Origin of the sequence: Stakelama portus (genome assembly GCF_003171655.1) — a bacterium.
In the GTDB taxonomy this organism is placed as follows: Bacteria; Pseudomonadota; Alphaproteobacteria; order Sphingomonadales; family Sphingomonadaceae; genus Sphingomonas; species Sphingomonas portus.
The window spans coordinates 442,185-466,108 of the sequence record NZ_QFZL01000004.1 but is presented as its reverse complement, the minus strand read 5'-3'; the positions used below and the strand labels follow the sequence as shown (position 1 = coordinate 466,108).

General features: G+C 63.5%; 31 protein-coding genes. 16 read left to right on the top strand and 15 right to left on the bottom strand.

Annotated features, from left to right (window positions below; all coding sequences use genetic code 11):
- Positions 1 to 2: 2 nt before the first annotated feature.
- Complete coding sequence (locus DKB74_RS13805) at positions 3 to 173, bottom strand: CsbD family protein (protein WP_109808723.1); 171 nt, start codon at positions 171 to 173, stop codon at positions 3 to 5.
- Positions 174 to 269: 96 nt separating this feature from the next.
- On the opposite strand from DKB74_RS13805, the gene DKB74_RS13800 reads away from it, so the two are divergent.
- Positions 270 to 872, top strand: a complete 603-nt coding sequence (locus DKB74_RS13800) for a class I SAM-dependent DNA methyltransferase (RefSeq protein WP_109808722.1) — start codon at positions 270 to 272, stop codon at positions 870 to 872.
- Between the two features lie 8 nt (positions 873 to 880).
- Here DKB74_RS13800 and thiS read toward each other — a convergent pair whose 3' ends face one another.
- Entirely contained in the window at positions 881 to 1,879 is a 999-nt protein-coding gene (gene thiS, locus DKB74_RS13795; RefSeq protein WP_109808721.1) for a sulfur carrier protein ThiS, read from the bottom strand.
- 138 nt (positions 1,880 to 2,017) lie between these two features.
- On the opposite strand from thiS, the gene aroQ reads away from it, so the two are divergent.
- Genes aroQ through DKB74_RS13770 form a run of 5 tightly spaced genes read left to right on the top strand, consistent with a single transcriptional unit; the run spans position 2,018 to position 6,134 of the window.
- Positions 2,018 to 2,452 carry a type II 3-dehydroquinate dehydratase gene (gene aroQ, locus DKB74_RS13790; RefSeq protein WP_109808720.1) on the top strand — a complete coding sequence of 145 codons (435 nt, stop codon included), beginning with the start codon at positions 2,018 to 2,020 and terminating at the stop codon, positions 2,450 to 2,452.
- A 39-nt stretch (positions 2,453 to 2,491) separates the two neighbouring features.
- Positions 2,492 to 2,965: an acetyl-CoA carboxylase biotin carboxyl carrier protein gene (accB, locus tag DKB74_RS13785; protein WP_109808719.1), complete on the top strand. Its 474-nt coding sequence runs from the start codon at positions 2,492 to 2,494 to the stop codon at positions 2,963 to 2,965.
- Positions 2,966 to 2,969: 4 nt separating this feature from the next.
- Positions 2,970 to 4,328 carry an acetyl-CoA carboxylase biotin carboxylase subunit gene (accC, locus tag DKB74_RS13780; protein ID WP_109808718.1) on the top strand — a complete coding sequence of 453 codons (1,359 nt, stop codon included), beginning with the start codon at positions 2,970 to 2,972 and terminating at the stop codon, positions 4,326 to 4,328.
- Complete coding sequence (gene arsC, locus DKB74_RS13775) at positions 4,325 to 4,663, top strand: arsenate reductase (glutaredoxin) (RefSeq protein ID WP_109808717.1); 339 nt, start codon at positions 4,325 to 4,327, stop codon at positions 4,661 to 4,663. The genes accC and arsC overlap by 4 nt, the downstream gene beginning before the upstream one ends.
- A gap of 58 nt (positions 4,664 to 4,721) precedes the next feature.
- Positions 4,722 to 6,134 carry a phospholipase D-like domain-containing protein gene (locus DKB74_RS13770; protein WP_109808716.1) on the top strand — a complete coding sequence of 471 codons (1,413 nt, stop codon included), beginning with the start codon at positions 4,722 to 4,724 and terminating at the stop codon, positions 6,132 to 6,134.
- Between the two features lie 4 nt (positions 6,135 to 6,138).
- On the opposite strand, the gene DKB74_RS13765 is transcribed toward DKB74_RS13770, so the two are convergent.
- Positions 6,139 to 6,891 (bottom strand): Crp/Fnr family transcriptional regulator, encoded by a 753-nt coding sequence (locus DKB74_RS13765; protein WP_161956870.1) that lies wholly within the window; start codon positions 6,889 to 6,891, stop codon positions 6,139 to 6,141.
- 69 nt (positions 6,892 to 6,960) lie between these two features.
- Positions 6,961 to 7,386, bottom strand: a complete 426-nt coding sequence (locus DKB74_RS13760; RefSeq protein ID WP_109808714.1) for a PAS domain-containing protein — start codon at positions 7,384 to 7,386, stop codon at positions 6,961 to 6,963.
- A gap of 103 nt (positions 7,387 to 7,489) precedes the next feature.
- Here DKB74_RS13760 and purL point away from each other — a divergent pair, with 103 nt between their 5' ends.
- From purL to bfr, 6 genes are all read left to right on the top strand, one after another.
- Positions 7,490 to 9,727: a phosphoribosylformylglycinamidine synthase subunit PurL gene (gene purL, locus DKB74_RS13755; protein WP_109808713.1), complete on the top strand. Its 2,238-nt coding sequence runs from the start codon at positions 7,490 to 7,492 to the stop codon at positions 9,725 to 9,727.
- A gap of 124 nt (positions 9,728 to 9,851) precedes the next feature.
- Positions 9,852 to 10,256 (top strand): DUF3052 family protein, encoded by a 405-nt coding sequence (locus tag DKB74_RS13750; RefSeq protein ID WP_109808712.1) that lies wholly within the window; start codon positions 9,852 to 9,854, stop codon positions 10,254 to 10,256.
- A 28-nt stretch (positions 10,257 to 10,284) separates the two neighbouring features.
- Positions 10,285 to 10,962 (top strand): nitroreductase family protein, encoded by a 678-nt coding sequence (locus DKB74_RS13745; protein ID WP_109808711.1) that lies wholly within the window; start codon positions 10,285 to 10,287, stop codon positions 10,960 to 10,962.
- 58 nt (positions 10,963 to 11,020) lie between these two features.
- Positions 11,021 to 12,274, top strand: coding sequence for a DUF418 domain-containing protein (locus DKB74_RS13740; RefSeq protein ID WP_239987521.1), 1,254 nt, complete (start codon positions 11,021 to 11,023; stop codon positions 12,272 to 12,274).
- A 106-nt stretch (positions 12,275 to 12,380) separates the two neighbouring features.
- Complete coding sequence (locus DKB74_RS13735; RefSeq protein WP_109808710.1) at positions 12,381 to 12,551, top strand: (2Fe-2S)-binding protein; 171 nt, start codon at positions 12,381 to 12,383, stop codon at positions 12,549 to 12,551.
- A gap of 105 nt (positions 12,552 to 12,656) precedes the next feature.
- On the top strand, positions 12,657 to 13,142 hold the full coding sequence (gene bfr / locus DKB74_RS13730; RefSeq protein ID WP_109808834.1) for a bacterioferritin: 486 nt from the start codon (positions 12,657 to 12,659) through the stop codon (positions 13,140 to 13,142).
- Positions 13,143 to 13,169: 27 nt separating this feature from the next.
- On the opposite strand, the gene DKB74_RS13725 is transcribed toward bfr, so the two are convergent.
- From DKB74_RS13725 to panB, 6 genes are all read right to left on the bottom strand, one after another.
- A complete protein-coding gene (locus tag DKB74_RS13725) occupies positions 13,170 to 13,589 on the bottom strand; it encodes an Hpt domain-containing protein (protein WP_109808709.1) in 420 nt (139 codons plus the stop codon).
- A 59-nt stretch (positions 13,590 to 13,648) separates the two neighbouring features.
- The gene (locus tag DKB74_RS13720) at positions 13,649 to 13,864 is read right to left on the bottom strand and encodes a sulfurtransferase TusA family protein (protein ID WP_109808708.1); all 216 of its coding nucleotides are present in this window, start codon (positions 13,862 to 13,864) and stop codon (positions 13,649 to 13,651) included.
- Positions 13,861 to 15,231, bottom strand: a complete 1,371-nt coding sequence (gene der, locus DKB74_RS13715; RefSeq protein ID WP_109808707.1) for a ribosome biogenesis GTPase Der — start codon at positions 15,229 to 15,231, stop codon at positions 13,861 to 13,863. The genes DKB74_RS13720 and der overlap by 4 nt, the downstream gene beginning before the upstream one ends.
- A gap of 76 nt (positions 15,232 to 15,307) precedes the next feature.
- Positions 15,308 to 16,630, bottom strand: a complete 1,323-nt coding sequence (locus DKB74_RS13710; RefSeq protein ID WP_109808706.1) for an outer membrane protein assembly factor BamB family protein — start codon at positions 16,628 to 16,630, stop codon at positions 15,308 to 15,310.
- A complete protein-coding gene (locus tag DKB74_RS13705; protein ID WP_109808705.1) occupies positions 16,627 to 17,376 on the bottom strand; it encodes a tetratricopeptide repeat protein in 750 nt (249 codons plus the stop codon). Before DKB74_RS13705 ends, DKB74_RS13710 begins: the two co-directional genes overlap by 4 nt.
- Before the next feature lie 76 nt (positions 17,377 to 17,452).
- Complete coding sequence (gene panB, locus DKB74_RS13700; RefSeq protein WP_109808704.1) at positions 17,453 to 18,310, bottom strand: 3-methyl-2-oxobutanoate hydroxymethyltransferase; 858 nt, start codon at positions 18,308 to 18,310, stop codon at positions 17,453 to 17,455.
- A gap of 122 nt (positions 18,311 to 18,432) precedes the next feature.
- Between panB and DKB74_RS13695 the strand changes: the two genes are divergently transcribed.
- The 4 genes from DKB74_RS13695 (at position 18,433) to DKB74_RS13680 (ending at position 20,083) form a co-directional block, all read left to right on the top strand.
- A complete protein-coding gene (locus DKB74_RS13695; protein ID WP_145961004.1) occupies positions 18,433 to 18,897 on the top strand; it encodes a hypothetical protein in 465 nt (154 codons plus the stop codon).
- A 3-nt stretch (positions 18,898 to 18,900) separates the two neighbouring features.
- The gene (locus tag DKB74_RS13690; RefSeq protein ID WP_109808702.1) at positions 18,901 to 19,350 is read left to right on the top strand and encodes a hypothetical protein; all 450 of its coding nucleotides are present in this window, start codon (positions 18,901 to 18,903) and stop codon (positions 19,348 to 19,350) included.
- Positions 19,343 to 19,558, top strand: a complete 216-nt coding sequence (locus DKB74_RS13685; protein ID WP_109808701.1) for a helix-turn-helix transcriptional regulator — start codon at positions 19,343 to 19,345, stop codon at positions 19,556 to 19,558. The genes DKB74_RS13690 and DKB74_RS13685 overlap by 8 nt, the downstream gene beginning before the upstream one ends.
- A gap of 63 nt (positions 19,559 to 19,621) precedes the next feature.
- On the top strand, positions 19,622 to 20,083 hold the full coding sequence (locus DKB74_RS13680; RefSeq protein WP_109808700.1) for a surface-adhesin E family protein: 462 nt from the start codon (positions 19,622 to 19,624) through the stop codon (positions 20,081 to 20,083).
- Between the two features lie 6 nt (positions 20,084 to 20,089).
- On the opposite strand, the gene DKB74_RS13675 is transcribed toward DKB74_RS13680, so the two are convergent.
- The 5 genes from DKB74_RS13675 to DKB74_RS13655 form a co-directional block, all read right to left on the bottom strand.
- Entirely contained in the window at positions 20,090 to 20,515 is a 426-nt protein-coding gene (locus DKB74_RS13675; protein WP_109808699.1) for a hypothetical protein, read from the bottom strand.
- Positions 20,516 to 20,607: 92 nt separating this feature from the next.
- Positions 20,608 to 20,955, bottom strand: coding sequence for an ArsC family reductase (locus DKB74_RS13670; protein ID WP_109808698.1), 348 nt, complete (start codon positions 20,953 to 20,955; stop codon positions 20,608 to 20,610).
- A 9-nt stretch (positions 20,956 to 20,964) separates the two neighbouring features.
- On the bottom strand, positions 20,965 to 21,576 hold the full coding sequence (locus tag DKB74_RS13665) for a putative periplasmic lipoprotein (protein ID WP_145961003.1): 612 nt from the start codon (positions 21,574 to 21,576) through the stop codon (positions 20,965 to 20,967).
- 172 nt (positions 21,577 to 21,748) lie between these two features.
- Positions 21,749 to 23,305, bottom strand: coding sequence for a glutamine-hydrolyzing GMP synthase (gene guaA, locus DKB74_RS13660; RefSeq protein ID WP_109808696.1), 1,557 nt, complete (start codon positions 23,303 to 23,305; stop codon positions 21,749 to 21,751).
- 51 nt (positions 23,306 to 23,356) lie between these two features.
- On the bottom strand, positions 23,357 to 23,908 hold the full coding sequence (locus DKB74_RS13655) for a hypothetical protein (protein WP_109808695.1): 552 nt from the start codon (positions 23,906 to 23,908) through the stop codon (positions 23,357 to 23,359).
- Between the last annotated feature and the right edge of the window lie 16 nt (positions 23,909 to 23,924).

Below are 23,924 nucleotides of genomic sequence, written 5' to 3'. Positions count from 1 at the left end.
GATCAGATATCGTCGCCCAGGGCACCTTTGACCTTGCCGATCGTCTGCTGGGCCTTGCCCTTCACTTCCTGCTCGGCGCCTTCCTGGCGCGTTTCGGGATCGTCGCTGTGCTGCTTCATCTTGCCGGCAGCTTCATTGATGTTTCCCTTGATCTTGTCTTTCAGCTCACCCATGGCATCTTCACTCCTGCGTACTGGCCGCGCATCCCATATGCCCGGCAATTTCCGTTTAAGAACAAACGCATAAATATAAGCAGGAGTTCCGAGGGGATGTGGGGTCAACGCAATAAAGGCGACAGGATCGCGGCGCATTTCGAAAAGCACGCGCATCGGATCGACAAGGCGCGGTCGGAACGGTTCGACGAACGCGGGTGGCTGGATCGCTTCCTGCTCGCCTTGCCGCGTCAGGCGCATATTCTCGATCTGGGCTGTGGCGGCGGCGAGCCGATCGACCGCTATCTGATCGATGCCGGCCATCGCGTCACCGGCGTCGATCTGGCAGAGCGGATGATCGCGCTCGCCCGAACGCGTTTTCCCACCAATCGCTGGCTCCAGGCCGATATGCGGAAAACAGCGATGGACCGCGCCTTTGACGGGGTGATCGCGTGGGACAGCCTCTATCATCTCCAACCGGAGGATCAGCGCGATATGCTCACCCGCGCGGCGGGATGGCTCGAACCGGATGGCACGATCCTGTTCACCACATCGCCGCCGCGCGACGAGGAACGAATCGACGGCGTCCACCATCCGGGGCTCGATCCGGCGAGCGCACGCGCGTTGTTCGCCGAACTGAAGCTGACCGAAATCGCACATGCGCCCGACGATGACGCCACCGGAGGCCGCGCAATCTGGCTGGCGCGCAAGCTGGTTTAGGTCGCGACCTAGATCAGCCCGGCGAGCGGGCTCGAAGGATCGGCATATTTGCGCTGCCCCATCCGCCCGGCACGATAGGCAATGCGCCCGCCCTCGACCGCCAGCTTCATCGCCCGCGCCATCGCGATCGGGTCCTTGGCTTCAGCGATGGCCGTGTTCATCAGCACGCCGTCGCAGCCCAGCTCCATCGCCACTGCCGCATCGCTCGCGGTGCCGACCCCGGCATCGACCAGCACCGGCACGCCGGCACCTTCGACAATCAGGCGGATCGTCACGCGGTTCTGGATGCCAAGCCCCGAACCGATCGGCGCACCGAGCGGCATGATCGCGACCGCGCCTGCATCCTCCAGCCGCTTCGCCGCGATCGGATCGTCGACGCAATAGACCATCGGCTTGAACCCTTCCCTGGCCAGCACTTCCGTCGCGCGCAGCGTTTCGACCATGTCGGGATAGAGCGTCCGCGCCTCACCCAGCACTTCCAGCTTCACCAGATCCCAGCCGCCCGCCTCGCGCGCCAGCCGCAGCGTGCGGATCGCGCTTTCGGCATCGAAGCATCCGGCGGTGTTGGGAAGATAGGTGATCTTTTTCGGATCGATATAATCGGTCAGCATCGGCGCCTTGGGATCGCTGACATTCACCCGGCGTACCGCGACCGTGACGATTTCCGCGCCCGATGCTTCGACCGCAGCGGCGTTCTGCTCGAAATCCTTGTATTTGCCGGTGCCGACGATCAGCCGCGAGCGGAAGGTCTGGCCCGCGACGGTCCAGCTGTCGTCCGCAGCCGCATGATCGCCGCCGCCGACGAAATGGACGATTTCCAGCTCGTCGCCATCCTCGACCGTCACTTCGTGCAGAGTCGAACGCGGGACGACTTCCAGATTGCGTTCCACTGCGATCTTGTCCGACGCCAGACCGATTTCCTGCGCGAGTTCGGCAAGGGTAAGGCCCGCGCGGACGCGCTTATGCTCGCCATTCACCCGGATGCTGACGGTACCGTCGCTGTGCAAATCTTCTCTCCGTTCGTCCCGATCGCGCTGAGGGACCCTTGCCATGTGAAACGTGTCTCGACTTCGCTCGACACGAACGGGTAGAAACCCGGAACCGCGATATAGGCCCAACCGGCCACCCCGCAACCAAGAGGCACCATGGCCGACAGCATCTATGTCCTCAACGGGCCCAACCTGAACCTGCTCGGGCTGCGCGAGCCCGAAATTTACGGCAGCGATACGCTGGACGATATCGCCGGCATGCTCGAAGATCGCGCCCGCGACCTCGATCTGACGATCGACATGCGGCAATCGAATCATGAAGGGCATCTGGTCGACTGGCTGCACGAAGCGCAGGCGCGTGAGGCGAAGGCGGTGCTGCTCAACGCCGGCGCGTTCACGCACACGTCGCTCGCCCTGTACGATGCGATTCGCGCGATCCGCACTCCGGTGATAGAAGTGCATCTTTCCAATCCGCTGACACGCGAGGAATTCCGCCACGAAAGCTATGTCGGTCGTGCCGCACGCGGAACTATCGCGGGCTTCGGAGCGCTTTCCTATCTGCTTGCGCTTGAAGCGGCCGCCCGCTTCTGACAACAGGCGCGTTTTCTTTGTTAAGAAACGAAGGGTCGAATGACCAAGGAACATGAAAATCACGGCATGCGAGTCGATATCGAACTCGTGCGCCAGCTCGCGGCGGTTCTCGATGAAACGCATCTGAGCGAAGTCGAAGTCGAAGACGGCGATCGTCGGGTTCGGGTCGCGCGGACGATGACCGCTGCCGCACCCGTCGCCTATGCCGCGCCTGCGGCCCCCGCGCCTGCCGCTGCTCCGGCTGCGGCACCGGTCGAAGCGCCCGCGGCGCCCAGCCACGCCAATGCGGTCAAGTCGCCGATGGTCGGCACGGTCTATATGGCGCCCGAACCCGGGGCCAAGGACTTCGTGACCATTGGCCAGAAGGTTACCGCCGGCGACACGCTGCTGATCGTCGAGGCGATGAAGGTGATGAACCCCATCTCCGCTCCGGCATCGGGCACGGTCACGGCGATACTGGTGGAAAATGGCCAGCCGGTCGAATTCGACCAGCCGCTGGTCGTCGTCGAGTAAGGCGATGCCCGAGATCAAGAAGCTTCTGATCGCCAATCGCGGTGAGATCGCGCTGCGCATCCATCGCGCCTGCCATGAAATGGGTATCAAGACCGTCGCGGTGCACTCCACTGCCGACGCCGATGCCATGCATGTGCGGCTCGCCGACGAAGCGATCTGCATCGGACCGCCGCCCGCCGGCGAAAGCTATCTCAACATCGCCAACATCATTTCGGCCGCCGAAATCTCCGGCGCCGATGCGATTCACCCGGGCTATGGCTTCCTGTCCGAAAATGCCCGCTTCGCCGAAATCGTCGAAGCGCATGGCATCATCTTCGTCGGTCCCAAGCCCGAACATATCCGCATCATGGGCGACAAGGTCGAGGCGAAGCGTACCGCAGGCGCACTCGGACTGCCGCTGGTCCCGGGTTCGGACGGCGCGATCAGCGATGTCGAGGAAGCCAAGAAGCTCGCCGAGCAGATCGGCTATCCGGTGATCATCAAGGCTGCGTCGGGCGGCGGCGGTCGCGGCATGAAAGTGTGCAATTCGCCCGACCAGTTCGAATCGCTGATGCAACAGGCGGGCAGCGAGGCGAAGGCGGCGTTCGGCGACGCCACCGTCTATCTCGAAAAATATCTGGGCAACCCGCGCCACATCGAATTTCAGGTGTTCGGCGACGGCAACGGCGCCGCGATCCATCTGGGCGAGCGCGACTGCTCGCTCCAGCGCCGCCACCAGAAGGTGCTTGAGGAAGCCCCCTCCCCCGTCATCACCGCCGAAGAACGCGCGCACATGGGCGGCATCGTGTCCAGGGCGATGGCCGATATGGGCTATCGCGGCGCGGGAACGATCGAGTTTCTGTGGGAAAATGGCGAATTCTATTTCATCGAAATGAATACGCGCCTGCAGGTCGAACATCCGGTGACCGAAATGATCACCGGCGTCGATCTGGTCCGCGAACAGATCCGCGTTGCCGAAGGTGCACCGCTTTCGGTCAAGCAGGACGAGCTGGAATTTCGCGGCCACGCGATCGAATGCCGCATCAATGCCGAGGACCCGCGCAATTTCACGCCCTCGCCCGGCACGATCACCTATTTCCACGCGCCCGGCGGCATGCATGTCCGCGTCGATAGCGGCATTTACGGCGGCTATCGCATCCCGCCCTATTACGACAGCATGATCGCCAAGCTGATCGTCTATGGCCGTTCGCGCGAAGGCTGCATCATGCGGCTGCGGCGCGCGCTGGAGGAATTTGTGGTGGAAGGCGTCAAGACGACGATCCCGCTGCATCAGCAACTGATCAACGACCCCGAGTTTCAAAAGGGCGAATATACGATCAAGTGGCTGGAGGAATGGCTGGCAAAGGAAGAGAGCGGCGAATGAAGGCCACGATCTGGCACAATCCGCGCTGCTCCAAATCGCGTGAAACGCTGGCGATTCTCAATGACACGCCGGATGTCGATGTCGAAGTGATCGAATATCTGAAAACGCCACCCAGCGCGCAAACGCTGGCCGCGCTCTATGACAAAGCCGGGATGACCCCGGCCGAAGGGCTGCGCAAGGCAGAGGACGGGGCAAAGGCGCTCAAGGATGCGAGCGACGCCGAAATCCTCGACGCGATGGCAGCCGACCCGATCCTGATCGAGCGACCGCTGGTCGAGACGGCAAAGGGCGTTCGCCTGGGCCGTCCGCCGGAAAAGGTCCGCGAGATCCTGTAATCCGGTGAGCGAGCAGAACGCCTCTCACGATTTGCAGGAAGGCCGAAACTGCTGGCGGATGAGCCATGCGGACCAGGCGACGGTGATCATCGACGCCGATCGTTATTTCCGCGCGGCGCGGTCGGCGATGCTTCAGGCAAAGCGCCAGTTGCTGCTGGTCGGATGGGATTTCGACGCCCGCATCCCGCTGACCTATGACGAGACCGACCATCCCGGCATTCCGCGCAAGGTGGGCCCGTTCCTTTCGTGGCTGGTGCGCAACCGGCCCGAACTCGATGTGCATATCCTGCGCTGGGACACCGGCGCGATCGGATCGCTGTTCCATGCCGCGACGCTGGCCACCACGATCAAATGGCATTTCGACAAGCGCATTCATGTGAAGCTCGACAGCTTTCACCCGATCGGCGGCTCGCATCATCAAAAGATCGTCGTGATCGACGATTGCCTCGCTTTTTGCGGCGGCATCGACATGACTCACAATCGCTGGGACACACGCCATCATCGCGATGACGAACCCCGCCGACGCCATCCGGGACGCGATCATGGCCCCTGGCATGACGCGACCACGGCGCTGCGCGGCAAGGTGGCAAAGGATCTTGGCGATTTGTGCCGCAACCGCTGGGAACGCGCCGGCGGCGATCCGATCACGCCACCCGACGTGCAAAGCGATTGCTGGCCCGAGGGGCTCGAAGTCGGGTTTACCGACGCTACGGTCGCAATTTCGCGCTCGCGCCCCGAAATGCCCGATTGCCCGCCGGTGCACGAGATCGAGCAGCTTTATCTCGACCTGATCGCGCGCGCCAAAAAGCGGATCTATGCCGAAAGCCAGTATTTCGCCTCACGCAAGGTGGCGGAGGCGATTGCCCGGCGATTGCAGGAGCCCGACGGCCCCGAAATCGTCATCGTCAATCCGATCAGTGCCGATGGCTGGCTGGAGCCGATCGCGATGGACACTGCCCGCGCGCGATTGATGCAGCGCCTGAAGGAAGTGGACACCCATGACCGCCTGCGCCTCTATCACGCCCGCACCCGTGGCGGAAAACCGATCTATATCCATTCGAAAGTGACGGTGATCGACGATTGCGTGCTGCGGGTCGGATCATCGAACTTCAACAACCGGTCGATGCGGCTCGACACCGAATGCGACATCACGATCGACGCGACACTGCCCGGCAACGCCGATGAGGAAGCGACGATTGCGGGCATTCGCGACGGTCTGCTCGGCGAACATCTCGACGTGCCGCCAGAGCGCGTGACGGCACGGCTCAAGGAAACGGACTCGCTGATCCGGACAATCGAATCGCTGTGCGGCCAGGGAAAGAGCCTGTTCCCCTATGAACTGCCTGACCTGCCCGAGGCAGGCAAATGGCTGGCGGACAACGAAATCCTCGATCCCGAAGGGCCCGAGGAGATTTTCGAACCGCTGAAGAAACGCAGCCTTTTCAAGCGCCTGCGTCACCCGGCAGGCTGAGCCGCTATCCGGCGCGCGGCATCGCACGGCGCGCCGCAAATCCGGGCGCAGGTGCCGTCGCTTCGGGCGCCAGCACCGGGTTGCGTGAAGTGCGGCGGCGAATCCATTCGGCGAGCATGTTGCGGTCCTGCACAAGCACGCCGTCGGGCGTTCGCAGCACCAGCCGCTCGCGCTCGAGCCGTCCCAGCGCCTGCGTGACCGCGACCGACGAAGCGCCCAGCATCACAGCCAGTTCCTCGGGCCCGACCGCGATCGCGGATTCCACTTCATGAATGCCCGAAACCGTCAGCAGCGCCTTGGCAACCTGCACATTGAACGGCTGGGTGCGTAAATCGTCGACAAATTCCAGCAACAGCTGAAACCGCTGCGCCATGATGCGCGTCACTGCCTCGGCAATGGCGGGAAATTCGGCGACGACGCCGCGATATTCGGATTCGTCGATATAGGCGACCGCCACTGCCGTAACCGCGCGTGCCGAAAAGGTGCGCGGCAGGCCCGACAGCATCGCACCCTCGCCGAAACAATGGCCCGGCCCCATGCGCGATGTCGGAAGAAACTGCCCGCTCAGATCGAAATTGCCGACTTCGACTTCGCCTTCTTCGATCACGACCATCGCACCATTCTGATCGCCGCGCTCGTAAAGCACGGTTCCGGCTGCGTGGCGCTCCTGTCGACCCGCCTTGCGCAGCGCGGCGCAGGTCGCTTCATCCAATAGCGCATGGAGCGGCGGCGCTCCGACATAAAACAGCTTCGACACTATGCTTTCCCCCGTCTTAAGCGTTTCATGCTTCAGACCGGAGATCAAGTCAGCGAGTGCGCGTTTCCGTTACGAAATGTGCCATTCTGCAGTGATATCCTGCTTGGTTCCATAGAGATGCGTGACGCGCCCGCCGCGGCACACTACGTCCGCCGACAGCCGCATCCAGCGCAATGCGCCATCGGCTCGGCGAATTTGCGCTTCCATGGTGAAGGCGGCGCGATTGGCAATCGCGGCGGCGCGCAACCGTTCCATCAACGCGCGGGAATCATCGATATACATGCGCGCGACTTCGCGCCGGTCGAGACGCGTGCCTCGCTTCACGCCGAACAGGTCGAAGACACCGGGCGACCATTGCAGGGAATTGTCGGAAAGATCGCATTGCCAGGTGGCGGGAAGCGCAGGAGCCGCATGCGCCACCCCGTCGTCGCTCGAAATGGCAGCATCCAGCGCAGGCGCACGCGACCGGAACAGTACAGGAAACGCAAAAGCCATGCCGGTGTGATATCGGCGGTTCGCCTTAATGTTGGGTTACGCCGGCACCACAATCGCGCAATCGCCCTAGCGCAGGGGACAAGGCGGCGCTAATGCCCGCGCCATGACCGAGACGACGCCGCAGATCACCCCAGAGATCGTTGCCGAACACGGCCTTTCCCCCGAGGAATATGAGCGCGTCCTCGCCGCGCTCGGCCGCGAACCCAATCTGACCGAATTGGGCATCTTTTCGGTGATGTGGTCGGAGCATTGCAGCTATAAATCGAGCCGCATCCACCTGAAGAAACTGCCGACCGAGGCGCCCTGGGTGATTTGCGGTCCCGGCGAAAATGCCGGCGTGATCGATATCGGCGACGGCGATGCGGCGATCTTCAAGATGGAGAGCCACAACCACCCCTCCTACATCGAACCCTATCAGGGTGCGGCGACCGGCGTCGGCGGCATTTTGCGCGACGTTTTCACCATGGGCGCGCGGCCGATCGCCAATATGAACGCGCTGCGTTTCGGCAGCCCGACCCACCCGAAAATGAAGCACCTCATTTCGGGCGTGGTCCATGGTATCGGCGGCTACGGCAATTGCGTCGGCGTGCCGACCGTGGGCGGCGAAACCAATTTCCACCCCGCCTATGACGGCAATATCCTGGTCAATGCGATGACCGTCGGCGTCGCCAGGACCGACAAGATTTTCTATTCGGCCGCCGCCGGCATCGGCAATCCGGTCGTCTATGTCGGATCGAAGACCGGGCGCGACGGCATTCACGGCGCAACCATGGCCTCGGCCGATTTCGGCGAGGACAGCGAGGAAAAGCGCCCGACCGTTCAGGTCGGCGACCCCTTCACCGAAAAATTGCTGATCGAAGCCTGCCTCGAACTGATGGAATCGGACGCGATCGTCGCGATTCAGGATATGGGCGCGGCGGGCCTGACGTCTTCCTCGGTTGAAATGGCGTCGAAGGGCGGCGTCGGCATCGAACTGGTGATGGACGATGTCCCCCAGCGCGAAACCGGCATGACACCCTATGAAATGATGCTGTCCGAATCGCAGGAGCGGATGCTGATGGTGCTCAAGCCCGGCCGCGAGGCCGAGGCAGAGGCGATCTTCCGCAAATGGGAACTCGATTTCGCGGTCATCGGCACCGTCACCGATACCGGCCGGATGGTGCTGAAATGGCAGGGCGAGACGGTTGCGGACATCCCGCTTGGGCCGCTTGCCGACGATGCCCCGCAATATGACCGCCCGTCGGTGCCGACCCAGCCGCCCGCGGAAATCGAAAACCCGCCCGAATCGCTCCACATCGTCATGGATCTGGTGCGGCTGCTCGGCTCGCCCGATCTCGCCAGCCGCCGCTGGATCTGGGAGCAGTACGACCATATGGTCGGCGCCGATACGGTGCAGCGCCCCGGCGGCGACGCCGCAGTCGTCCGCGTCCATGGCACGCAAAAGGGGCTGGCGATCACCACCGATTGCACGCCGCGCTATTGCTTCGCCGATCCGGTCGAAGGCGGCAAACAGGCCATCGCAGAAGCATGGCGCAACCTGACTGCGGTCGGCGCCAGGCCGCTCGCCGTCACCAACTGCCTCAACTTCGCCAATCCGCAGCGGCCCGAGATCATGGGCCAGTTCGTCGGATGCCTCAACGGGATGGGCGATGCCTGCCGCGCGCTCGATTTCCCGATCGTGTCGGGCAATGTCAGCCTGTATAATGAATCAAAGGCGACCGGCGGTGGCTCGGCGATCCTGCCGACCCCCGCGATCGGCGGCGTCGGCCTGCTTGCCGACTGGTCGAAATCGGTCACGATCGGGTTCAAGGGCTTTGGCGACGCGATCCTGATCGTCGGCGAACGTATGGGCCATATCGGCCAGTCGCTTTGGCTGCGCGAAATCTATGGTCGCGAAGGCAAGGATGCGGGCCCGCCGCCGCCTGTCGACCTGAAGGCCGAAAAGCGCACCGGCGATTTCATCCGATCGGCGATCGAAAAGGACCAGATCACCGCGTGCCACGATGTTTCCGATGGCGGCGTCGCTGTGGCGCTCGCGGAAATGGCACTGGCATCGGGTATCGGCGCGCATATCAACGAAGCCCAGCCCTTCGGCGTTGCCGGTTCCTTTTTCGGCGAGGATCAGGGTCTCTACATCGTCACCGTCAATGACGGCGCGCTCGCCGATTTCATGGCGGCGGCGGACGTGGCGGACGTTCCTGTCGACCTGCTCGGTCGCACGATCAAGAACCGGATCATCTTCGAACTGGAAGAAGGCGACTGGGTGGTCGGGGTCGAAGACCTGCGCGTTGCGCATGAGGGCTTTTTCCCCGGGCTGATGCAGAGCGAAGTGACGGCCTGAGCCCGACAAGGGGCGAAGCGGTTGATTCAATTGCTTTGAATCAAGGACGCGCGCCGCATTTCAATGTCTGCTATGCCGTGCACGTAAACCAGTCCGGTTTGCTCCGCTTTCAGGGGTACCGACGATGACGACAGCCGGTTTGAACACGCCGCTCGCCCAGCAACTCGGCCTGTCGCGGGGCATGCGCAGCTGGTTTTGCCATATGCCCGATCATCTGCGCGATGCGATCACGCCCGAAGCGATCGGCATCGAGGAACAATCGACGGCGTCCGATGGCATGCAGGCGGCGATCATTTTCGTCACCGATCGCGCCGATCTGACGCGCAAGCTTACGGCGCTGCGGCCCTTGCTTCAGCCAAAGGGGTTTATCTGGGCGGTCTGGCCCGAACATGGCGACATCGAAACCGACATTACTGCGGACGCGGTGCGCGAGTCGGCGGAGCCCGCAGGCCTTCTCCATGATGCGCAACTCGATCTGGATAATATCTGGTCGGGACTGAAGCTGGTGCTGCACCCGGCGCACCGATGACGGTTCGGCGAGGCGCCTGGAAATGAACATGACGGAATTCGAAGCCACGCTTCCCTGGCACCCCTATCCCGATCTGACGGATGCGGAACGCATTGCCCGCGCTCACGCATTTTACGAAACGATGCGCACGCGCCACAGCTGCCGCGCATTCAGCGACCAGCCGGTGCCGCGCGAAGTAATCGAGCAGGCGATTCTCGCCGCAGGCACAGCGCCCAACGGCGCCAACCACCAGCCCTGGCATTTCGCCGTGATCGGTTCCCCCGAAGCCAAGGCCACGATTCGCGTCGCCGCCGAAGAGGAAGAGCGCCGTTTCTATGCCGGCCGGGCCGGGCCGCAATGGTTGAACGCGGTGCTCCCTTTGGGCACCGATGCCGACAAACCCTATCTCGAAATCGCCCCCTGGCTGATTGTCGTGTTCGCGCAACGCCGCGGCGGTCCCGACCCCGAAGACGATATGCAGAATTATTATGTCACCGAAAGCGTCGGCATTGCGTGCGGCCTGTTGCTCGCGACATTGCATGCCGCCGGCGTCGCGACGCTGACCCACACGCCCAATCCGATGCGGTTCCTCAATCGCGTATGCAGGCGGCCCGAACAGGAAAAGCCGCTGATGATCGTCGTCGCGGGACATCCGGCGGCGGACGCGACCATCCCCGGCCATGCGGCGCATAAAAAGTCGCTCGATCAGATTTCCAGCTGGATCTAGGAAGACTCGCTCCCGCCTCGCCGCCGGCCTATCATCCGGCTGCTACAGGGGGGACAGGATGGCGACCATGGCGCTGGCGGGGCAACGCCATTTGACGCTCGACACGGTTCGGGGCGTCGCGGTGATGGGCATATTGCTGCTCAACATCGTCGCGTTTTCGATGCCCGAAGCGGCGTATATGAATCCGCGCGCCTATGGCGGCGCGACCGGCGCGGATCTGATCGTCTATCTGGTCAATTATGTGCTGTTCGACGGCAAGATGCGCGGGCTGTTTTCGGTCCTGTTCGGCGCGTCTACCCTGTTGGTGATCGAACGTGCAGAGGCAGCGGGGAAGCGCCCGGCCCGGATCCATTATGCGCGGATGTTCTGGTTGCTCGTTTTCGGATACGCGCACCTGCTGCTGATCTGGTGGGGCGATATCCTGATCCATTATGCGATGATCGGGATGATCCTGTGGTTCTTCCGCAAGATGGCGATCCATCGGCTGGTGATTGTCGCGCTTCTGCTGCTGACGCTGGAATTGCTGATCCTGGGCGGTTTGCCCCATCTGGCATGGACGCTCGAATATGGGCACGCCGCCACGCCCGAGGACGCCGCGAGGCAGCTGACCGCGCTGCAAGGCATGGTCGGCATTCCCGACAAGGCGAAGCTGGCAGCCGATCTGGCCCTGTATCGCGGCGATTATGCCGCCATCCTGTCGCATCGCGTGGAAAAACAGGCGCTGATGCCGATCCCGATGTTCTTCTATGTCGGCGCCGAAACGCTCGCCTATATGCTGATCGGCATGGCCGGACTGCGCAGCGGCATGCTGACCGGCGCATGGCCCCGCGCCCGCTATGTCAAATGGATGATGGTCTGTTTCGGCATTGCGATCCCCGCCTATGTCGCCGGTGCGGCATATCTGGTGGATCGGGATTTCAGCATGTTCGCGGTGGCGCTGTGCGTGCTGGCGGCGCCGGTGATTTTCCGGCCGCTGATGATCCTGGGCTGGGCCTGCGCGATCATCCTGTTGATGCGGCCCGGCGGAGCGTTGACCGCGCGCATCGCCGCGGCGGGGCGGATGGCGTTCACCAACTATCTGATGACGTCGCTGCTCTGCACGCTGTTCTTCTATGGCTATGGCCTTGGCTGGTACGGCTATCTGTCGCGCTTTCAGATTTACGGAGTGGTCGCGGTGATCTGGGCGCTGATGCTGCTCTGGTCGAAACCCTGGCTGAGCCGGTTCCGTTATGGCCCGCTCGAATGGCTGTGGCGCAGCCTGTCGCGGGGGAGCCTGCAACCGATTCGCGGCGGCGCGATCGGCTCCCGGTGAGGATGCACCACAGGGCGACGCAAATCTTTTATTGAGAACTGCGCGCAATAGCATTGCGAATCAATCTCATTAGCCCTAGATTGGCTTTCAAGGATGAGAGGGCGCGATGGTCGTTTGCGTTTGTAATGCAATTCGGGAGCAGGAAGTGCGCGAGGCCGCACGCAGCGGTGCGCAGAGCGCCTGCCAGGCCTATCGCGCGCTCGGACGCCAGGCCAAATGCGGTCAATGCGTACCATTCGCACGTCAGATCATCGCGCAAGAGCGTGATGCTGCATAGCATTCGCATCTAGAAAAAACCGCAGAAATCCGCCATTTTTGACTGGCCATGCCGGCTGCGCCCGCGTAGGATTCGCGCCGACACGCAGACAATAGGGACATGGCGATGAAGGGCGACACCAAAGTAATCGAGTATCTCAACGAGGCGCTCAAGAACGAGCTCACCGCCGTAAATCAATATTGGCTGCACTATCGCATGCTCGACAATTGGGGCGTGAAGAAGCTCGCCGAGTTCGAACGCCACGAATCGATCGACGAGATGAAACATGCCGACCAGTTGTCGGAACGCATCCTGTTTCTCGACGGCCTGCCCAATTTTCAGCTGCTCGGCCGCCTGCGCATCGGCGAGAATGTCGAAGAGGTTCTGAAGGCTGATCTCGCGCTCGAAATGGAAGCGATCGCGCTGTTGCGCGATGCCATCCAGCATTGCGAGGAAGTGCGCGATTTCGTCAGCCGCGAACTGTTCGTCAGCATCCTCGAAAGCGAGGAAGACCATGTCGACACGCTGGAACGTCAGTTCGACATGATCGCCCGCATGGGGCTGGAAAATTATATCCAGCTCAACAGCAAGGCCGAAGAAGGCGACAGCTGAGCCGCGCCCGGGAAGCGTGAGAGGCGCCTAGCGCTCGTACCCCAATGCGGGGCGCTTCCCGAACGCCGTGCGGCGCGCGACCAGCGGATTGCTTTCGCGCTCGAGCAGTTCGAGCGTCGCTTCGAACAAGGGCCGCAGCTGCACGACAGGCTCCAGCGCGTCGCTGGGCGTGTCGCGGCGCTCCACACAATTACGACCGATCACTTCGATTTCCTCGGCCAGATCGGCAAGCGGTTCGGCGCCGAACTGGCGCGATTCGCCCTTCAGCATATGCGCGGGATTGACCAGGGCGGCTGCGCTCTGTGCGCGCATCGCCGCTTCGATCTGTTCGACCGACTTGATCCCGTCTTCGCGGAAATATCCCAGGATACGCGCAAAATTGGCGCCGAGTTCGGCTCTGAACCGACCCAATTCCACCATGTTTACGAGCGCCGCCGCGTCGGACATGTCGATACCCTGATTACGCCTACTATTAAGGCTATTAAACCGGCCCGGTAAATATCGGGTTATTCCGGTGCCATCCGGACGACGAATTTCGCGAAATCCGAACGAACAAAAGCCGCCCCGGCCTGCAAGGCCGCACGTTCCAGTTCGCGCGGAGCCGCCGGATCATCGGCGAGTATTTCGATTTCCGATCCGGGACCGGCATCGCGCAACGCACGCGCCAGGCGAATTGCCGGCCAGGGACAGCGCATGCCGCGCGCATCGATCCGCGTCGTCATTCCTTGTCGCGGTCGAACGGGTTTCGCGGCGCGCGCATTGTCAGCCGCACCGGCACCGCGCCGAACCCGAATTCCTTGCGAATGCCATTGACCAGATAGCGACGATAGCTTTCGGGCAACAAGTCGACGCGCGTGCCGAACAGGATGAAGCTGGGCGGACGGGTCTTGGCCTGCGTCACATAACGCGGCTTGATCCGCTTGCCGCCGGGTGCGGGCGGCGGATTGGTTTCGATCGCACGTTCGAACCAGCGATTGAGCTGACCGGTGGAAACGCGCCGCGACCAGGCATCGCGCGTTTCGAACGCGACCTTGATCATCGTATCGACCCCCTTGCCGGTGATCGCGGAAACCGTGAGCAGCGGCACGCCGCGCACCTGTGCCAGCCCTTCGTCGAGCGCGCCCTTGACGCCGTTGAACAATTTGCTGGCGTCTTCGGCGACGTCCCATTTGTTCATCACGACGATCAGCGCGCGCCCTTCCTGAATCACTGCGTCGGCGATCTTCAGATCCTGAACCTCCAGCCCCTTGGTCGCATCGAGCAGCAGCACCACGACTTCGGCGAAATCGACTGCGCGCAGGGCGTCGGCAACCGACAGCTTCTCCAGCTTGTCCTGCACGCGCGCACGCTTGCGCATCCCCGCCGTGTCGATCAGGCGCACCCGGCGCACATCGCCGCCTTCGGGCGGTGTCCATTCCCAATCGATCGCAATCGAATCGCGCGTGATCCCCGCCTCTGGCCCGGTAATCAGCCGGTCCTGCCCGAGTATCTTGTTGATCAGCGTCGACTTGCCGGCATTCGGCCTGCCGACGATCGCCAGCTTGAGCGGCGCATCGGGCGCGTCGGGATCTTCCTCAGGCTCGTCCTCGGCCTTGTCGATCCATGGCAGCAACGCTTCGAACAGGTCGCCCATACCCTCGCCATGTTCGGCCGAAAGCAGCACCGGATCGCCAAAGCCGAGCGCCATCGCTTCGATCGCACCCGCTTCGCCTGCCCTGCCCTCTGCCTTGTTCGCGGCAATCACGACCGGCGCGTCGGCGCTGCGCAGCCAGCGGGCGATTTCCTCGTCGAGCGGCGTTATCCCCGCACGCGCATCGACCACGAACAGCGCGACATCGGCCTCGCGCACGGCGGCCTCGGTCTGCACGCGCATGCGGCCGGGCAGGCTCTGGGGGTCCTCATCCTCGAAACCGGCGGTATCGATGATCCGGAAATCGAGCCCGATCAGCGTCGCGTCGCCCTCACGACGGTCGCGAGTCACGCCGGGCCGGTCATCGACCAGCGCGAGCCGCTTTCCGACAAGGCGATTGAACAGCGTCGATTTGCCCACATTGGGGCGGCCGATGATGGCGACGGTGGGAAGCGGCACGTTACGGGTTCCCCTGGTGGCGCGGCCATCGGCTGTGGTCGGCGGCCGGGGCGCGGATCGCCCCGGCCCGCCGGCATCAGCGGAAGGCCGTCAGCTTTCCTGCATCGTCAAGGACGTACAGGCTGTTGTTGGCGACGACGAGCGGCAACGATACCGATCCGTCGACTTCGGCGACCTGTTCGAAACTGCCGTCGCTGGGCGAGGCGGAAAAAATCTCTCCGCGGCTGTTGGCAGCCCACAGCTTGCCCCCGGCCAGCACCGGCCCGACCCAGGTGATCAGCCCCTTCTGGTCCTTTTCGTCGCGCCAGCGGCGCAGCTGCGAAATCCAGCGGATGCGCCCGCTGCCGCGCTGGATGCAGATCAGCTTGGCCTGTTCGGTGACGACGAAAATCCATTCGCCCGCCACCCAGGGCGTCGAAATGGAGGCGAAATTTTCTTCCCACAGGCGCCGGCCCGACGCGAGGTCGAGCGCGACCATGCGACCGCCCTGCCCGACGGCATAGACGCGGCCCTGATCGATCACCGGATCGGCATCGATATCCGAAAGCGAGGAAACCGACGTCGACATGCTGGTGCGCGACAGGACATCGGCCCAGAGCTGGCGTCCATTCTCGTACCGATAGGCATTGAGTTCGCCCGAAGAGAAGCCGGCCACGACCGTGCTCTGCGCAACCGCAGGTGCGGCGACGCCGAACACGCCCTGTGTTTCGACGGCACCCGCCGAGGTCCAGACCACCGAACCGTCATTCTGATCGAGCGCGAAGAACTGATTGTCCTGCGTCAGGACATAGACATGGCCGTTGGCGATGGTCGGGGCACCACGCAGCGGGCCGCCCGGACGCACTTTCCAGATTTCGTCGCCGGTCGCGGCGTTCATTGCGACCACGTCGCCCAGGCCATTGGTCGCGTACAGCTTGTCCGAATCGAAGCTCACTCCACCGCCGAACAGCGCCGCGCTGTTTTCGCGATTGGCCGAGGTCGGCTTTGCCCACAGCCTGGCGCCGCTATTCGCATCGAATGCGAGCACCTGTCCGTCGATATCGACGACATAGAGCTTTCCGTTGGCGATGACCGGCGCGGCGGCAAGGCGCGCCCGCTTGCCGCCGCCGGCAATCGATGCACGCCAAGCGCTGACCGGCGCCGCGGGGAGCGTCAGATGCCCCATCGATTTGGACGCATTGCCTCCCGGCTGGGCCCAGTTCGCGTTGGTAGCGGCGGCGGGCAGCAGCACGTCGATGCCCGCGATCGTCGGATCGGCGGTGACGCCGTTTTCCGCGACCAGAATCGGCACGCGCTGACCCACGGTCGGCGTGTCGCTCTTGCCGCCCTTGAAAATGCCGCAACCACTCAGGGCGGCGCCGGCGGCAAGCACCAGCGCCAGGCGATTCAGGTTCCTCATCGCGTGGTATTTCCCTCAGATTGTTCGTTTGCAGCGGGTTCTGCCGCCGTTGCTTCGTCGGTGGCTGCTGCGGCCGACGCATCCGCGCCGAGCACGCCCGCCAGCTGCAGGACGCGTTGGCGCAGCGAGTCGGGCACATTTTCCGCCTGCGCGATCTTGCTCAGCAATGCGCCCGCTTCGGTGCGCTTGCCCTGTTTCATATAGGCCATGGCGACCAGTTCGCCGGCCGAACCGAACCATGGGCTGTCGGGAACCGCCAGCGCCTTGAGCCGGTCGATCACCTGGCTCGGCTTCATGCTGTCGAATTCGGCATAGGTGCGGCGGACCGTCGCCAGCTGGCGGAACGGTTCGGCAACGGCCGGGTCCGATTCGATCTCGGCAAACTTGGCCGCGGCGCCCTTGAGGTCGCCCTTGTCGAGCAGGATGTTCGCCTGCTCCAGACGCGCCAGCGTGCCATAGCCCGCGCCGCCCGTCTTCGACAGTTCGGCCAGTTCGGGTGCGGCCTTCGCCTTCTGGCCGCTGCTCAGATCATGGACGACCGCGTCATACCGCTCGCCGCGCGCGGCAGCGGCCGACGTGCTGCGATGGTCCATATAGAGCCAGATCGCGACGCCCAGCAGTATCGCGACCACCGCGACCACGATCCATACGCCATAGCTGCGCCAGATCCGCAACAGCTCCTCGCGGCGAAGCTCTTCATCGACCTCGCGAATGAAGGTCGGGTTCTGCTCGGGGGGAAGCGCCAAGAACTACTCCATAAACGGCATATGGGCGCGGACCTTAGCGTCGGCGACCCATTGGGGAAAGCGGCTCGATAGTCGCTCAATCGCGCGGCGCATAGACCTGATCCGCTCCCGGAAAGGCCCGGGAACGTACTTCGTCGGCATAGGTGCCAACCGCGGCGGAAATGCGGCCAGCCAGATCGTCATAGCGTTTCACGAAACGCGGCGTACGTTCGAACAGGCCGAGCATGTCCTCGGTCACCAGAACCTGGCCGTCGCACTGGTTCGACGCACCGATGCCGATTACCGGGCAGGAAACCGCCGCCGTCACTTCCTGCGCCAGCGTTTCCACCACGCCCTCGGCAACGATCGCGGCGGCGCCGGCATCGGCAATCGCCTTTGCGTCGTCGATGATCCGCGAATGCTCCTCGTTGCTGCGCCCGCGCGCGGCATAACCGCCCAGCGCATTTACCGACTGCGGCGTCAGGCCGATGTGACCGAAAACGGGAATCCCCCGCGACACGAGAAATTCTACCGTCGGCGCCATTGCAGCGCCGCCTTCCAGCTTGACGCCGGCGGCGCCGGTTTCGGCCATGATCCGCGCCGCCGATTCGAATGCCTTTTCGTGGCTCGCTTCATAGGCGCCGAACGGCATGTCGACGATCACCACCGCGTGATAGCTGCCCCGCACAACGGCGGCGCCATGCGCGATCATCATGTCGAGCGTCACCGGCAAGGTGGTGGGCAGGCCATAGATCACCTGCCCGAGACTGTCGCCGACCAGCAGCACGTCGCAATGCGGATCGAGCAGTTGGGCCATCCGCGTGGTGTACGCGGTCAGCATGACGATCGGATCCTTGCCCTTGCGGTTGCGGATCGCGGGAACGGTCAGCCGCTTCATCGGAGCGGGCATCGGATTGGCACGGCTGGTCGCCGTATCGAGCGTGTAGGTCGACATGGCCGCCCGATAGCGGTTCGCCGCGCCGCTCGCCAGCCGCTCGCGCCGGAATGACGTTCTGATTTGACTCCATGTATGATATTTTTTACATGAAGGTTATCGAATCGAACATGGAGTTAAAAATGACCTTCAGGGAGAAAGTGCTTTGGGTTTCGGTCATCGCCGTGCTGGCGGTCTGGGGCCCCTATTTCCTCGGGCTCGCCGCCACCTTGTCGGAAGGCCGAATCGATGTCGCGGCCAGCTTTGGCGGGTTCCTCCGCTCGGTCGTGCTGATCGTCATGATCGAAGTGGCGGCGACCGTCGCGCTCGCCATCGCGAGCCCGCGCGAGGCCAATATGGCCGCCGATATTCGCGAGCGGGAATTCGCGATCAGCGCCTATCGCCCGGCATATTTCGTGCTGTCGGTGGTGGTGGCCGTGACGATGCTCGGTACGCCCGCACTCGTTCACGTCGCCCCGGCGCTGCTCGTCGGCGATCCGGCGATGAGCATCGCGATCGTCATCGGCAATGCGATGCTGCTCGGCCTTGTCCTCTCCACCCTCACATCGGACATCTGGCAGATCGTCCGCTATCGCCGGAGCGCCTGAGCCATGGAAAAGACACTCGACATGCCCTTCCGCGAAAAGGAAGCATGGCTCGCGCTCGGCGGAATGGCGATCGGCTATGGCGGCTATTTTACTGCCGTGGCCGTCACCCAGGGACAACCACAGGCCAATGCGCTCCAATTCATCCTCTGGTTCGCGATCGCCACGGTCGTGCGCGTCGCGATCGAATTTGGGGGACGCGCAGTGCTTGCCACCCGATCCCCCGGGGAAGCCCGCGCCAGACCCGACGAACGCGATCGCGCGATCGCCCAGCATGGTCTCGCCGCGGGCTATGGCGTGATGATGCTCGCATTGATCGTGGCGGGCGTGATCATGCCGCTCAGCGTTCCCGATAGCTGGCACATCGCCAATACCGGGCTGTTCGGGCTGGTGCTGGCGGAAGTGGTGCGCTGCGCGGTGGTGATCGCCGATTATCGCCGAGGCTGGCATGGCTAAGGCACCGCCCATCGCCAATCAGATCCGCACGCTGCGCTTCATGGCCGGCGAAATGACTCAGGCCGAACTGGGCGAGAAGATCGGCGTTACCCGCCAGACGGTAGCGGCGATCGAAGCGGGCAAATATTCCCCGACGCTCGAAGCCGCCTTCCGCATCGCGCAAGTGTTCGGCAAGCCGTTGGAGGAAGTGTTTCAGTGGGAGGGCTGATGCCCTCCCGCTTTCGCCGTTGCCAGCGCCATGATATGCCTTGCACATCGGAGGAGAGGACCGATGAAGCCATACGCGCTTTTGTTGATCGCCATCGGGTCGCTGGCCGCGCTGCCGGCCTCGGCGCAGCAATGGCAGGTGGCGAAATCATCGGGCCATGCTCCCGATCGCGCCGTCTATCTGGTCGATACCGCTTCGATCACGCGCGAGGGCGATCACGTCCGGTTCCGGTCGATGACCGTGTGGGAACAACCGACCAGCAACGGCGAGATCGATTATAATCGCTCGGTCACCGACCGTGAGGCGAATTGCCCGCGCCACGCCACGGCGATCCTCACCAACAGCTATTATCTGAACGGCCAGCTCACGGCGTCGGAAGAATTCGACGGCACGATTCAGGCACATGAACCGGGCAGCGTCATGCGCGCGGTGGTCGATCTGGTCTGCGGTACGGGCAGCTATCAGACCCGCCCGCTCGGCGATCCCGAACCGATGGTGCGCAGCTGGCTCAGCCGGCACCCCTGAACCGCTTCAGCGGATCCAGCCCCGCCTGCGCGAATATTCGGCGAACCACAGTTCGGCACCCGCAACCGCGACCAGAAAGGTCGGCAACAGCATCGCGCTCCACCCCTGGGCCGCGACCATATGCGTATCGAGCAGGCAATAGATAATCTGGATCGCGAGCAGCCCCAGCGATGCGATGAACAATGCCTTGGCCAGCACCGACCGCGTCATCAGCGCCACGCCGCCCATCAGCGTGCTCGCCACTGCGGCGGCATATAGTGCCATGTACCAGCCCGGCGCGCCTTCGAAGAACATCGTATCGGCAATCGCCGTATCGCTCGCCACTTCGCTGTAGAGCAGAAACGCAAGGCACACGACCGCGCCCCAAAGCGTCGCGACCGATGCGATTGTGGAAAACCAGCGCGGAGGCCGCTGGCGAATATATGCTGCCATGTCCGTATCCCCGTCCGGCGACCCTCACCGGCCCGAGCATAAAACTAACCCAAATTAGCCATTTTCGAAATGCCGCAGCGCGACAAAATCGCTCAGCAGAACGTCGCGGCGTAACGGTCCGCCGCGAAACCGACCAGAATCCCGCCCGGATGTTCGATTACCGGGCGTTTTATCATCGATGGTTGCGCCGTCATCAACGCCGCCGCCTTGTCCGCGTCGATGCCTTGCTTGTCCGAGTCGGGCAGCTTGCGAAACGTCGTTCCGCGACGATTGAGCAGCGTTTCCCAACCGACCTGTTCGATCCAGTGCATCAGCCGCGCAGGGTCGACGCCCTCCGCCTTGAAGTCGTGAAAATCATAGGCAATGCCCTGCTCGTCAAGCCAGGCGCGCGCCTTCTTCACCGTGTCGCAATTCCTGATGCCGTAAAACGCTATCGTCATCGCAAATCCTCAGCGAAACATGCAGGTCGTGCCCGCCCACAGATCGGTGACGATGGCGTCGGCATCGTTACCGTTCAACAGCCCGCCCATCTGCGAATCGCCGATCATGAACTCGCTGCCCAGCGTGCTTTCCGGCACCATGGTGACGACCAGCGTATCGGCCATTTCCGACCGCGTCGAACCGATGCCGATGCCGCTGGCGGTCGTCAGCAGGCTGTCGTCCCCGCCCAGCGTCCACCCGACGAACCGGCCGTCCTGATAGAGCATCGAAAAATTGCCCTGATAATCGACGATTTCGAGCGGCCCCGCCCCGCATTCGGAATTGACCGTATCGCCGATCGGATCGCCCAGCGCCGCAACCGCCATTTGCGAAGAGATATTCTTGCCCGTGCCGAACGCTGCGCGGCCGATGCGGCCATCGGGATAGACATAGCCGATGCCGTCGGGCGCAAGCTGGATCTGCGCGCCCGAAACGGCTTCGCCGTCCGCCGCCGAAACATTCGCGTCGGCCGCCATCGCGATACGGTTGTCGCTGTCGCCGGTCGCGACATTGCCGCCATCATTCGCGTTGCAGCCCGCCAGCAGCATCGCCGCGATCATCGGCGCCATCCATTTCCGCATCGCATTCCCCCTCGCTATGCTTCCGCCAACCCGACAGGCCCGCGAGCCGCCCTGCGGCACCTTGCGGTGCCGAGTGATCAGGCCGCAATCCCGCCCCGGACATCGCCCTGCGGCACCTTGCGGTGCCGAGTGATCAGGCCGCAATCCCGCCCCGCGGGATTGCGAGTCCTGATCACTCCCACTCGATCGTGCCGGGGGGTTTGGACGTATAATCATATACCACGCGGTTGATGCCGCGCACTTCGTTCACGATCCGCGTCGCGACGCGCGGCAGGAAATCGCCCGGGAACGGAAATACTTCCGCCGTCATGCCGTCGGTCGACGTCACTGCGCGCAGCGCCAGCACGCTGTCATAGGTGCGCCCGTCGCCCATCACGCCCACCGTGCGCACCGGCAACAGCACCGCAAATGCCTGCCAGATCGCATCATACAGGCCCGCATTGCGGATTTCCTCAAGATAGATCGCATCCGCCTTGCGCAAAATGTCGCACCGGTCCTTGGTGACTTCGCCCGGAATACGGATCGCCAGCCCCGGCCCCGGAAAGGGATGCCGGCCGACAAATGCGTCGGGCAGGCCCAGTTCCTTGCCCAGCGCGCGCACTTCGTCCTTGAACAATTCGCGCAGCGGCTCGACCAGCTTCATGTTCATGCGTTCGGGCAGGCCACCGACATTGTGATGGCTCTTGATCGTCACGCTCGGCCCGCCGGTGAACGACACGCTTTCGATCACGTCGGGATACAGCGTCCCCTGCGCCAGGAAATCGGCGCCGCCGATCTTCTTCGCTTCATCCTCGAACACGTCGATGAAGGTCTTGCCGATGAACTTGCGCTTGGCTTCCGGGTCGGTGACGCCGGCAAGGCCGCTGAGAAACAAGGTCTCGGCGTCGACATGGACCAGCGGGATATTATAGCTGTTGCGGAACAGCGAAACGACCTGCTCGGCCTCGCCCGCACGCATCAGCCCGTGATCGACGAACACGCAGGTCAGCTGATCGCCGATCGCTTCATGGATCAGCACCGCCGCAACCGCGCTGTCGACGCCGCCCGAAAGCCCGCAAATCACCTTGCCGTCGCCGACCTGCTGACGGATCTCGGCGATCTTGGTGTCGCGGAACTCGGCCATCGTCCAGTCACCCGAAAGGCCGCAGACATGCCGCACGAAATTGGCGAGCAGCCGCCCGCCATCGGGGGTGTGGACCACTTCGGGGTGGAACTGCATCGCATAATAGCGGCGATCGTCATCGGCGATCACGGCAAAGGGCGCGCCGGGGCTGGTCGCGACGACGCGGAAGCCGGGGGCCAGCTCGGTCACCTTGTCGCCATGGCTCATCCACACCTGATGCGTTTCGCCTTCGCGCCACAGCCCGTCGAACAACACGCAGCTATCGTCGATTTCGATAAAGGCACGTCCGAATTCGCCGCTGTCGCCAAGCGCGACCTTGCCGCCCAGCTGTTCCATCATCGTCTGCTGGCCGTAACAGATGCCCAGCACCGGCACGCCGCTGTCGAACACCATATCGGGGGCGCGCGGGCTGCCGTCGTCGAGCACCGATGCGGGCGATCCCGACAGGATCACGCCCTTGGGCTGCATCCGTTCAAAAGCCTCGGCAGCGGAGGTGAACGGTGCGATTTCGCTGTACACGCCGGCTTCGCGGACACGGCGGGCGATAAGCTGCGTAACCTGGCTGCCGAAATCGACGATCAGGATGGAATCGGGGTGCTGGGTCATGCCCCGGGCAGATAGCAGATGCGGCGGTGAGGGGAAGTGCGGCCGCGCGGTTTAGGGGCCGCAGCGCCACATTCCCCGATAGGTGCGCTTCGCGCCATCCTCGCGCTGGACCAGAAGCTCGGCGTGCTGCGCCGGGGATTCGCTTGCATCGGCGACGCTTTCGCCCGGTGACAGCGTGATCGTAAATCCCGGTCCGACGAAATCGCCGCCACGCCGCAGCGAGGCGAAACCCTGGCCGTTGCTCAGTGTCAGCCTGTGCAGGCCATCTTCGGCCCGCACCACCGCCATCGGCTGCGCGCTGCTCGCCACGAATCCCTTGCCCAACAGGATCGCCGCATCGTCACCGGAAGCGGTAAAGCCGCACGCCAGTTCGCCGGGAACTGCCGAACCATCCGCCGGCGCAATCGGTGCCAGCGCGACCGGCCGGCCATCGCCGCCGCGCGTGGCAAGTTCGGCCGCCCTGTTGGCGTCCGCCTCGATCGCCGCATCCTTCGCGACCGGCACGGACACCGCCTCGTTGGCGCCGTCGGCGGGCGCTTGCGACGCGGGGGAACATCCGGCGAGGATCAGCGCGCTGGCACTGAACAGGATAAGATCACGCATCCCGGCCCAACGCCGC